General features: G+C 37.8%; 9 protein-coding genes. 3 read left to right on the forward strand and 6 right to left on the reverse strand.

The features are described 5' to 3' along the window. Positions 1-135 precede the first annotated feature (135 nt). On the reverse strand, positions 136-963 hold the full coding sequence (locus B9T24_RS06095; protein WP_086164970.1) for a hypothetical protein: 828 nt from the start codon (positions 961-963) through the stop codon (positions 136-138). A gap of 209 nt (positions 964-1,172) precedes the next feature. Further along, positions 1,173-1,787, reverse strand: coding sequence for a class I SAM-dependent methyltransferase (locus B9T24_RS06100; RefSeq protein ID WP_086164971.1), 615 nt, complete (start codon positions 1,785-1,787; stop codon positions 1,173-1,175). Between the two features lie 687 nt (positions 1,788-2,474). Between B9T24_RS06100 and B9T24_RS06105 the strand changes: the two genes are divergently transcribed. Continuing rightward, entirely contained in the window at positions 2,475-4,001 is a 1,527-nt protein-coding gene (locus B9T24_RS06105; protein ID WP_086164972.1) for a fumarate hydratase, read from the forward strand. A 109-nt stretch (positions 4,002-4,110) separates the two neighbouring features. Continuing rightward, positions 4,111-4,659, forward strand: coding sequence for a DUF2059 domain-containing protein (locus tag B9T24_RS06110; RefSeq protein ID WP_086164973.1), 549 nt, complete (start codon positions 4,111-4,113; stop codon positions 4,657-4,659). Between the two features lie 5 nt (positions 4,660-4,664). On the opposite strand, the gene B9T24_RS06115 is transcribed toward B9T24_RS06110, so the two are convergent. The 4 genes from B9T24_RS06115 to tig all read right to left on the reverse strand — a co-directional run bounded on the left by B9T24_RS06115 (position 4,665) and on the right by tig (position 9,026). Further along, entirely contained in the window at positions 4,665-5,378 is a 714-nt protein-coding gene (locus B9T24_RS06115) for a DUF2846 domain-containing protein (protein ID WP_086164974.1), read from the reverse strand. Between the two features lie 177 nt (positions 5,379-5,555). After that, positions 5,556-6,866, reverse strand: a complete 1,311-nt coding sequence (clpX, locus tag B9T24_RS06120; RefSeq protein ID WP_086164975.1) for an ATP-dependent protease ATP-binding subunit ClpX — start codon at positions 6,864-6,866, stop codon at positions 5,556-5,558. Between the two features lie 27 nt (positions 6,867-6,893). Then, positions 6,894-7,499, reverse strand: coding sequence for an ATP-dependent Clp endopeptidase proteolytic subunit ClpP (gene clpP / locus B9T24_RS06125; RefSeq protein WP_004649780.1), 606 nt, complete (start codon positions 7,497-7,499; stop codon positions 6,894-6,896). A 192-nt stretch (positions 7,500-7,691) separates the two neighbouring features. Next, a complete protein-coding gene (gene tig / locus B9T24_RS06130) occupies positions 7,692-9,026 on the reverse strand; it encodes a trigger factor (protein WP_086164976.1) in 1,335 nt (444 codons plus the stop codon). A 281-nt stretch (positions 9,027-9,307) separates the two neighbouring features. On the opposite strand from tig, the gene B9T24_RS06135 reads away from it, so the two are divergent. Further along, positions 9,308-11,521 (forward strand): TonB-dependent receptor domain-containing protein, encoded by a 2,214-nt coding sequence (locus B9T24_RS06135; protein ID WP_086164977.1) that lies wholly within the window; start codon positions 9,308-9,310, stop codon positions 11,519-11,521. Positions 11,522-11,579 lie beyond the last annotated feature (58 nt).

Raw genomic sequence — 11,579 nt, forward strand, 5'->3', positions numbered from 1 at the left:
TTGTTTAATTGTTTTCAAAGACCACTCTTTCGAGAGTGGTTTTTTTATGGATAATTTATCTCAATATTATTCTGTTAAATGGAGTGCATGATAAATTTACTTCACATTTGCATGGGTATATTAATCTATCTAGGATCAATTATGTCCCCATAAGCCTTGTTCTCCAACAAAATAGGTATGATAATCTTCCACCTCAAAATTATAAACAGGCCTACATAATGTTGGTATATCCGCTATATAACCTCTCACACTGGCTATAATTTTTTCATAATTTTCCTGAAAATCCTTATAAAAAGGATAATCATTTGGATAATCTACATGACGATAAGGACCAACAAAATAATCTCTTTTAATTTTTATCCCTTCATTTATATCCCCACCGATAATATAATAATTATCATCATTTAAATATACTAAAGTATCAAACGGCTTATTGTCATCGACAGTTGCCGCACTAATAAAACCATAGTTACGATTTACATCTTGTACAGGCGCGATACTAACAACTTCATAACCTGCTCCATCACCATGTTTAGGGTTTGATACAACAATTTGATCATATATTCTCAAATCTCTTGCAGCCTGCCAGCTATTACTACGTGCATTGATTTGATCAATATTACCTTCATTATCCCACCCTTCAACAAATACGCTATTTTCTACATATATTGGATGCCCTCCTGTTAAATAAATCATTTCATAAATGTTACGTTGAATTCCATCCTCGACATATTCCAAATCAGGGTTAATAGTTTTTCTAATAATTAACTCATAAATTTCTTCGGATTCTGCCTTAAAGGTATTAATTACACGTTTATATTCACGAATTGAACCATTTCCTTGTTCAGGACTAGATAAAACCATATCACCAGCTTTAATCTCGTGAATTTGGATTAAGCCTTTATCCGTATTTACAAGAGTTCCAGCAGGAAAACCAGCTCCTGAATTAATATATGAGTGCATAAGTCTCTCTTACATTTTTAATTTGATTATTAATGAGTTTATCTACAGTTAACATAAACACTTACACGAAATTCCATTTTTATTTCCATATAAATTAATCACTTAAGCATTTCACAAAAGCCCAACCCTCACCGATTGAGCTTTTACGTGAATAGTTGTGTTACACGCTCATTATTTAATCGTTATTCCACATTTTTATTTAGCAGAATTTAATAAAGTTTTTGCGCCAACCACACCGTATGTCCTGTACATTCAACATCTTCAGCGACCATTTTTATGACCTGAAAACTATGATCATTCAATAACGCTGTATATTCTTCAGGGGCAAGACTTGCATGATACAAAGCATCGCCAAACAGATCGCCTATCGCTTCACCATGACTTGGCCCACTGCTAAACATCAGTACCGTTCCTTGCTGCGCAAATCTTTCAAATTGATTAAACATCTGCCGTTGATCATTCGGTGTTAAATGAAAAAAACTATCCCACGCCAAAATCGCATTAAATTTTTGATCTAATTCAACGGTTCGCATGTCTGCTTGAAGCCAAAGCTGTTCAGGAAAATTTTGCCTAGCCATTTCAATCATCACATCTGAACTATCAACACCCGTTATTTTATGATCATGCTGAATCAGATAATCTGCTATTGGTTTTCCCGAACCACAGCCTAAATCTAATATTTTAGAATGTTGAGGAATCAGTGCTAGAAAATGATCAAGCCATGTTTTTTCATACAGAAAATTGCCGCGTAATTCCGTCCATGCACGCGCATGTTTTTTATAAATTTCAATAATATTTTGCGCAGACTCGAACTGATTTTTCATGATCCACAATTTCTTATGTTTTAAACAGTATACGTAAATTTAGATCATAATTTGAAGATTTGAAGATTTGAAGATTTGAAGATTTGAAGATTTGAAGATTTGAAGATTTGAAGATTTGAAGATTTGAAGATTTGAAGATTTGAAGATTTGAAGATTTGAAGATTTGAAGATTTGAAGATTTGAAGATTTGAAGATTTGAAGATTTGAAGATTTGAAGATTTGAAGATTTGAAGATTTGAAGATTTGAAGATTTGAAGATTTGAAGATTTGAAGATTTGAAGATTTGAAATCGAATATATTTGAATCTTTTTAAACAAAAAAAAGAAGATAAAGCTTAAGCCTGATCTTCTTGTTGACCGTAAAACCACGTTGCTGCGATAAACAATGAAAAACCAAGCACTGAAACAACTGCTGTAATCATGTGTTTTTTACTCTAAATTTAATGAAATGATTATGTAAAAATTTTATGACAAAATTATGACAACACTGTCATATTTCACATAATCAAAAACAATATTTTAACTTTCAAAAAGATATAGATAAAAAACACCATAAAAATGGTATCAATCTTCAGTTGAAATTGCCTATTAAACTTTCGCCCAAAAAGCAGTCAAAATACCCACAAAACTTGCTTTTTATCTTATAATTTAGCCCGCTAGCTAACAGCCCGCTCAAGAGATATTTGATATGACAACTATTATCAAGCAAGATGACTTGATCACATCAGTAAAAGATGCGCTTCAGTTCATTTCTTACTATCATCCACAAGACTTTATCCAAGCGATGAGCCGTGCTTATGATCGTGAAGAGAACAAAGCCGCAAAAGATGCTATTGCACAAATCTTAATTAACTCTCGTATGTGTGCAGAAGGTCATCGCCCGATCTGCCAAGATACAGGGATTGTTAACGTATTTCTTGAAGTGGGTTTAGACGTTAAATTTGATTTAACCATGAGCCTAGATGACGCAATTAACGAAGGTGTACGTCAGGGTTACCTAGAAAACTCGAACATTCTTCGTGCATCTGTTTTAGCCGATCCTGCTTTTGGTCGTAAAAATACCAAAGACAACACCCCTGCTGTGATTCACTACAAACTCGTACCGGGTAACAAAGTCGATATTACTGTTGCTGCCAAAGGTGGTGGTTCAGAAAATAAATCGAAATTGGCGATGTTGAATCCATCTGACTCTATCGTGGATTGGGTACTTAAAACTGTTCCGACGATGGGTGCAGGCTGGTGTCCACCGGGTATGTTGGGTATTGGTATTGGTGGTACTGCTGAAAAAGCCATGATGCTTGCTAAAGAAGCATTAATGGAAGAAATCAACATGGACGAATTGCTTCGTCGTGGTCCACAAAGCAAAATGGAAGAACTCCGTATCGAGATCTTCGAAAAAGTAAATGCTTTGGGCATTGGTGCACAAGGTCTTGGCGGTTTAACCACTGTTCTGGATATTAAAATTAAAGATTATCCATGTCATGCTGCGGGCAAACCAGTCGGCATGATTCCGAACTGTGCTGCAACGCGTCATGCACACTTCCAGTTAGATGGTTCAGGTATTGCGCATATTCAAGCACCTAAATTGTCTGACTACCCTGCTGTGACTTGGGATTCTTCAACCTCTAAACGTGTTGACCTAGACAATATCACCCAAGAAGAAATGAACTCTTGGCAGCCGGGCGATACTTTATTGCTTAACGGTACGATCTATACAGGTCGTGACGCTGCGCATAAACGTATGTGTGAAATGTTAGATAACGGTGAAGAGTTACCTGTAGATTTAAAAGGTAAATTTATTTACTACGTCGGTCCAGTCGACCCGATTGGTGATGAAGTGGTAGGTCCTGCTGGTCCAACAACTGCGACACGTATGGACAAATTTACCCGTCAAGTTTTAGAAGCAACGGGCTTGTACGGCATGATTGGTAAAGCAGACCGTGGTCCAACGGCTATTGAAGCGATTAAAGACAACAAAGCCACTTATCTAATGGCTGTAGGTGGTGCTGCTTACTTAGTTTCTAAAGCGGTACGTCAAGCTGAAGTGGTTGCTTTTGCTGACTTGGGTATGGAAGCAATCTACAAATTTGTGGTTGAAGATATGCCTGTATCGGTTGCAGTTGACGTGAATGGTACGTCTATCCATGCCACTGCACCCAAAATCTGGCAAGCAAAAATTGGTAAAATCCCTGTGGTAGATGCAGCAGCAGGCTAAGCAACAAGTTTTACTTTTTTTCAGCACCCTTAACATGCTAAAGTCATGTTAAGGGTGCTTTTTTTGCCTAATTTTTTATACTTTCCAATCAATAGATACTAAAAATACGATGAAAAAACTAAACCAACTGCTTTATAGCATCACATTATGTAGTCTCAGTTTCGCCACATTTGCTCAACCTGCCACAGAAGCATCGGTCGAGAAAGCCCTGAAACTGAGTGACATTAGCGGAACATTAGCACAATCACAACAAGACATGCGTCCAATCTATGACCAGCAAGCTGAAGAAGTGATTAGAAACATTTTTAAAATACAACAGTTGAATGCTGAACAACAAAAAGCAGCCAAACAAATTGCAGATGTTACGGCTTCCTTTAGTCAAAAACTCATTTCCGACCCTAAATTTGTACAAATGCTAAAAATGGTTTATATGCAAACCTTCACAGAAGAAGAGGTTTTGGCGAATATCCAATTTTTAGAAACACCAATTGGACAATCAATTAACAAAAAAAGTAGCAAAATGATGGCTGAAATCATGCGTAATAGTATCGAAATGTCTACTGCAATGATGCAAGATCCTGCAACGCAAAAAGAAATGAATCAACGCGTTGAAAAAATTCTAAAGCCTTTGTTTAAACAACATGAGAAATCAGAATAACCCCATCACCATGTTGTGGGGTTCCAAAGTTTAAACGGTTGTGTCAACTGTACATCATCCGCTGGATCATATTTTACTGGTTTAAATTTTTGCGCTTTTTTGCGTACTTTTCCGGTATTTTGATCATTTGCGACAAAATTAAAACTTTCAGATTTCCACTGGGTAAATGCGATCTCATTTAAGCCTGTTTTTTCAGGCACAATAATTAAAGGGCCTGAAACTTCACGACGCGTACTGAGGTTCTCCTCATCGTATTTAATAAAATAGGTTTGTCCCGCATCTACAGTAAAATCTAAATACTTCGGCTTTTGAAAATGTTGCACTCCCAGCGGACGGCTGGTCGATAGACGATAAGTCCCCGCAGGTAACTCAACCCAGTAATAATGATTATTTAATAAACTGGGAATGCGTTCACTATTCATAAAAAGACTGGAGGCGACTATTTCTTGACGATTCCATTTGCTATCGGGACGGTACATATACACGATTGCAGCCTGATCATTTTGTGCATGTACAGGATGGAAGCGCTGTCCGGGTGTTTGATTAACCCAACCACCGATGGTAAACAGACCAAAACGGTATTGCTCCAACATACCCGGTTCATGTTCAGTATTCACAGGTTTTAAAGTTGATGTTGCTTGAGTATGTTCAATAGTAGATTTACCATGACATCCCAATAAAATAAAGCTTGCACAAATGGCTATACAGACTGCACGCATGATTTTCCCTCACCGCGTATTTTTTATTTTTGTACGAATTAAGCAATTCATTTTTCGATAGATCGATTGTATTTAAGCGTCCACGCCTAGCAGTTGAGATTAACACTCGATGTTATTTTTGGAAATAAAAAACGTGCGAAAACTCAAGTTTTCCGCACGTTTCAGACGAATAGCGAATTAAGCAGATTTAGAGTTAATCACCTTTAAATCTACTTTAGGCGCAACTTCATTTTCTGGTTTTGGCTGACGTTCTGGTTTTAATTCTGGTTTTTCTCCAGCATTAATCACCGCATCATTCACCACTACAGTACCTACATCGGTACGGCTTGGTAAATCATACATGGTTTCAAGTAAAGAGTTTTCCAGAATTGAACGCAGACCACGCGCACCAGTATTACGTTCTAATGCTTTTTTCGCAACAGCACGTAATGCCGAATCTTCAAATACCAAATCAACATTTTCCATACCGAATAAATATTGGTATTGGCGTGTTAAGGCATTTTTAGGCTCAGTTAGAATCTGCATGAGTGCTTCTTCATCTAACTCTTCCAATGTTGCAATCACAGGTAAACGACCAATAAATTCTGGAATCAAACCAAATTTCACCAAGTCATTGGCTTCCACTTGACGGAATAAATCAGACAATTTTTTAGTTTCGTCTTTTTTCTTCACATCTGCTGTGAAACCAATACCGCCTTTTTCCTGACGTTGCTGCACAATTTTCTCAAGACCAGAGAATGCACCACCACAAATAAACAGGATATTTGAAGTATCAATTTGAATGAACTCTTGTTGCGGATGCTTACGACCACCTTGAGGAGGAATTGAAGCCACCGTACCTTCGATCATTTTCAATAATGCTTGTTGAACACCTTCACCCGATACATCACGAGTAATTGATGGGTTCTCAGACTTACGGGTAATCTTGTCGATTTCATCGATATAGATAATGCCCTTTTGCGCTTTTTCTACATCATAATCGGCTTTTTGTAGAAGCTTTTGTACAATGTTTTCAACGTCTTCACCGACATAACCTGCTTCGGTTAATGTTGTCGCATCGGCCATCGCAAAAGGAACATCTAAAAGACGTGCTAAAGTTTGTGCCAATAAAGTCTTACCTGAACCTGTTGGGCCTACAAGTAAAATATTACTTTTCGCAAGTTCTACAGCATCGTCAGGTTTGTGACCTGAATGAGTGACTTTTAAACGCTTGTAATGGTTATACACCGCAACTGACAATGTTTTTTTCGCAACATCTTGCCCAATCACATATTGATCGAGCGCAGCACGAATTTCGTGTGGTTTAGGCAAAGGCTTAGTTGCCCAATCACTCGATTCAACTTGTTGACTGGTTTGGACTAAATCTAAGCATACGTCCACACACTCATTACAGATGTACGCGTCCTCACCTGCAATCAGTTTCCCGACTTCAGACTGCGTTTTACCGCAAAATGAACAATGCTTTTGTCCTTGAGGATGTTCGGACATATTCACTCCAATATTAAAATCTGAAAATTATGGACGTTTGCTTAACACTTCATCCACGAGACCGTATTCTTTCGCAGCCTGAGCTGTCATAAAGTTATCACGATCGGTATCTTGCGCTAAACGTTCATAGTCTTGACCACTATGTTCAGCCATTAAACGATTTAAACGTTCTTTAATGAATAGAATTTCACGTGCATGAATTTCAATATCTGATGCTTGACCACGGAAGCCACCGAGTGGTTGGTGAATCATCACACGTGCATTTTCTAAGCAATAACGTTTACCTTTTGCGCCTGCATTGAGCAAGAAAGCACCCATTGATGCTGCTTGCCCCATACAGTATGTCACTACATCAGGTTTAATAAACTGCATGGTGTCATAAATCGCCATACCCGCAGTTACAGACCCACCTGGTGAGTTAATGTAAAGGTGTATATCTTTATCTGGGTTCTCTGCTTCTAAAAACAACATCTGAGCAACAATTAAATTTGCCATGTTATCTTCGACTTCACCAGTCAGAAAGATGACGCGTTCACGTAAAAGACGTGAGAAAATATCAAAAGAACGCTCACCACGAGAGGATTGTTCTACGACCATTGGTACTAAAGCGTTATCAATTGTTGGAACATACATACGTTATTTATTCCTAAATTTTTGTTACTCAACTCATAATCACAATATGAGGGATAATTGCCGAAATTGCAAAATATTCCCAATTAAATAACAGATATTTTTTATATAAACATTGTGAATTCAGGCCATGTTGAATATAAACCGATACATAAAAAAAGGCGCATGATGCGCCTTTTTTTAGATTAACCAAGCTTAGCCTTGTTGGCGAGCTTGTTGTTCTTTCAACAATTCTTCGTAGCTAACATCTGTATCAGTCACTTTAGCAGCAGCTAAAATATGATCAACGATTTGATCTTCTAATACAACAGCTTCGATTTGAGCGCGTTGTTGTTTGTCATTTTTGAAGTATTCAATCACTTCAGTTGGATCTTCATAAGAAGAAGCCATGTCATTGATATACGCTTCAACACGCGCTGGATCAACTTCAATTTTAGCATCAGCTAAAACTTTGCTGACCAATACGCCAAGTTTAACAGCTTTCTCAGCTTGTTCTTTGAACAAGTCATCTGGAAGCATGCTGCTGTCAAATGCTTGCGCACCTTGAGCACCAAACTGTTGCGTGAATTGTTGGATCATTTGTTGACGTTGACGGTCAATTTCTTGAGACAACATAGCAGCAGGAACTTCAACTTCGTTCGCAGCGACAAGTGCATCAAACGTTGCAGCTTTAACTTGGTTACGAAGACCGTTCATTACTTCACGTTCCATGTTTTTGCGAACGTCAGCTTTTAATTTTTCAACGCCTTCTTCTTCAGTTAAACCAAAGATTTTTAAGAATTCAGCATCAATTTCTGGAAGTTTTTGTTTTTCAACAAGTTTAACAGTAATTTTAAACTGTGCAGCTTTACCTGCAAGGTTTTCAGCTTGGTAGTCTTCAGGGAAAGTAACATCAATCACTTTCTCTTCGCCTTTCTTCATACCAACGATACCGTCTTCGAAGCCCGGAATCATACGACCTGAACCTAAAACAAGTTTAAAGTCTTCAGCAGTACCGCCTTCAAACTTCTCACCGTCAACAGTGCCTTCGAAATCAAAAGTCACTTGCATGTCTTTTTTAGCCATGCCTTTTGTTTCAGCCCAAGCTGCACGTTGCTTTTGAAGGTTTTCAATCATTTGGTCAACGTCTTTGTCGTTAACTTCAGATTTTTTACGTTCAATTTCCAAAGCATCAAATGCGCTTACTTCAACTTCTGGATAAACTTCTACAGTTGCTTGATAAACAAGAGCGTCGTCTTTGTTTTCAACTTTATCAATGTTTGGCATACCAACAGCATTGATTTTTTCTTGCTGAATTGCTTCGAAAACTGTGTCACGAATAACATCGTTCACAACTTCTTGATAAATACCTGCGCCATATTCACGACGTACAACATTTAAAGGCACTTTACCTGGACGGAAGCCGTTGATCTTCGCAGTTTTGGCAGTGCGTTTTAAACGAGCTTCAAATTGCTCGTTCACACGGCTCGTCGGTACAGATACATTTAAACGACGGGCAACGCCCGAAACCGCTTCAGAAGTTACTTGCATGGCTTCCTCGATATAGAAATAGTAATTGCAATTTTGAAAGTGCCACATTATATGACAACATTGCAAGATATACAAAGCAGGATAATTTAACCACTATTTTTACGCTTTCCCTCAATAAAATCTACGTTTTATGTAAACAAAACTCCCTTCTTTATCCATGAGTGGCACTTTTGTATATTTTTTATTGCAAATGATAAACTTTATCATTACTATTAAGTTGTTTGTTTTTTATCTTATTTGTTTTCAATTATTTATCTCGTCCATCTTTGGAATTCTATTTTATGAGTAAGTTCAACCTTCGTCCGCTTAGCATCGCTATTCTAGGAATGACCTCCGCTTCTGTTTTTGCCAATACTGATACAGATTCTTCTTCCAAACATCAGCTTGCGACCATTGTGGTGTCCGCGGCAGGTTATGAACAAAAAATTAAGGATGCGCCCGCTTCTATCACGGTGATTACAGCAGAAGATTTAAAAAATAAACGAATTACTTCGATTGCCGATGCTTTAGTGGATGTAGAAGGCGTTGATATTAGCCCTACTGCTGGAAAAACAGGTGGTTTAAACATTCGTATTCGGGGGATGGATTCAGAATACACCTTAGTTTTAGTCGATGGACGTAGACAGAATAGTACTGGCGATATTTCGCCCAATGGATTTGGAGAATCCAATAATAGTTTTATTCCACCTATATCAGCAATTGAACGAATTGAAGTGATTCGTGGCCCTGCATCTACGCTTTATGGTTCAGATGCAATGGGTGGCGTAGTCAATATTATTACTAAAAAAGTTTCACCAGTATGGACAGGCGCTGTCACCTTAGAAGGCACAGTACTTCCGAATAGTTCTGATTTCGGCAATCAACGCGCTGTAGATGCTTTCGTATCTGGCCCTCTTGTTAAAGATTTACTCGGTATTCAACTTCGTGCACGAAAGGCTGAACGTGATCAATCAAATGTTGGATATTTGGATGAAAGTGATCAAGATATAGAATTAAATATGGGGCAAAACCCAACTAAATCGGATTTAGAAACCATTGGTGTGCGCTTAACCCTAACACCTACAGATGATCATGATTTATCTGTTGAATATGAACAAACAGAGCAATGGTACGATAACAGTAAGGGACAATTAGGAACCTTAGGTGCGAATGGTGGATATGATGAAGCAAAAGAATTTAATCGAGATAAAGTTATTTTAGCGCATACATGGCGCAACAAAGTTGGAACACTTGAATCGAGTATCAGCAACACTCAAACAGAAACGATTGGACGTTTAATTCCTTCTCGTGCACAAGGTGGTTCGACTGTTGTGACACCTCGTCTTTTAGAAAGTGAAGATACAACCATTGATAGTAAATTTACGACCCAAGCCATCCAAGGTCACAATATGACTTTTGGTGGACAATGGTGGGAAGCAAGTATTAAAGATGGTTTACGTGCAAACAAAGAAGTCTCTTTTGAACAAATTGGTTTATTTGCTGAAGATACATGGGCATTGACAGATCAATTGGCTTTAACACTGGGTTTACGTTATGACAACCATGATACTTTTGGTGATTTTTGGACACCACGAGCTTATTTAGTTTGGAATGCCAATGAGAGTTGGACATTTAAAGGAGGTTATAGCGAAGGCTATAAAGCACCTCGTTTAGAACGCTTAACCAATGGTATTTATAACGTTGGTGGTCAAGGTCGAATTCCTCTTTTTGGCAGTTCTAATTTAAAGCCAGAAACCAGTAAAAATTTAGAGTTTGGAACTTATTTTAGTAATAATAAAAACTTTGATGCCAATATCACAGCATTCTTCAGTCAGGTGGAAGATAAAATTGTCACTGGCAATACAGAATTCAGCTGTAATACAGATACTACTATTACTTCAGGTAGTAATTGGTCTAAAGCAGATTGTGAAAAATACATGTCTTCTATTGGGACACCTTGGATTATGGGCTACCATCCAACAAATGGACAACCCGATTCATGGAACGTCGCTCGACCAGTAAATGCTGAAAAAGCTGACGTCTATGGTATAGAAACCGGTTTCAATTGGGAATTCGCTCCTACTTGGAAATTTGGTATGAATTACACGTGGACAGAAACTGAAATCAAAGACAATTCTTTAGGGAATCCCCCTCTGAACGATACACCAGAGCATATTGTGAATGCTTCCCTAAAATGGCAAGCAGACGACAATATTCAACTCTGGGCACGTGGTGAATATCGTAGTGAAAGAACACGTTATTTAAAATCATATGAAAGCATGACAGCTATAGAAAAGAGCGTTTACAACACTTTAGGTGACTTTAAATCCTATGGTTTATTTCATGTTGGATCTAATTTTAATGTAAATGACAATTGGGATGTAGGTGTAGCTTTATATAATGTCTTTGACAAAGACTTTAATGACTATGAAAAAGTAGGAACTGGCTACTACAATCGTTATAGCAACACCCAAGAAGGCCGTCGCGTTCAGTTAAGCACCACCTTTAAATTTTAAAATTCAAAATCCCCATAAAAAACCCTGCTTATGCAGGGTTTTCCTATATAACAACACA

The sequence above is a fragment of the Acinetobacter sp. ANC 4654 genome, assembly GCF_002135425.1.
Taxonomy (GTDB): Bacteria; Pseudomonadota; Gammaproteobacteria; order Pseudomonadales; family Moraxellaceae; genus Acinetobacter; species Acinetobacter kyonggiensis.

Coding starts and splice junctions, on each gene's coding strand:
- B9T24_RS06135 (WP_086164977.1), top strand. CDS start 9,308: ATGAGTAAGTTCAACCTTCGTCCGCTTAGCATCGCTATTCTAGGAATG.
- B9T24_RS06105 (WP_086164972.1), top strand. CDS start 2,475: ATGACAACTATTATCAAGCAAGATGACTTGATCACATCAGTAAAAGAT.
- B9T24_RS06110 (WP_086164973.1), top strand. CDS start 4,111: ATGAAAAAACTAAACCAACTGCTTTATAGCATCACATTATGTAGTCTC.
- clpP (WP_004649780.1), bottom strand. CDS start 7,499: ATGTATGTTCCAACAATTGATAACGCTTTAGTACCAATGGTCGTAGAA.
- B9T24_RS06100 (WP_086164971.1), bottom strand. CDS start 1,787: ATGAAAAATCAGTTCGAGTCTGCGCAAAATATTATTGAAATTTATAAA.
- B9T24_RS06115 (WP_086164974.1), bottom strand. CDS start 5,378: ATGCGTGCAGTCTGTATAGCCATTTGTGCAAGCTTTATTTTATTGGGA.
- tig (WP_086164976.1), bottom strand. CDS start 9,026: ATGCAAGTAACTTCTGAAGCGGTTTCGGGCGTTGCCCGTCGTTTAAAT.
- B9T24_RS06095 (WP_086164970.1), bottom strand. CDS start 963: ATGCACTCATATATTAATTCAGGAGCTGGTTTTCCTGCTGGAACTCTT.
- clpX (WP_086164975.1), bottom strand. CDS start 6,866: ATGTCCGAACATCCTCAAGGACAAAAGCATTGTTCATTTTGCGGTAAA.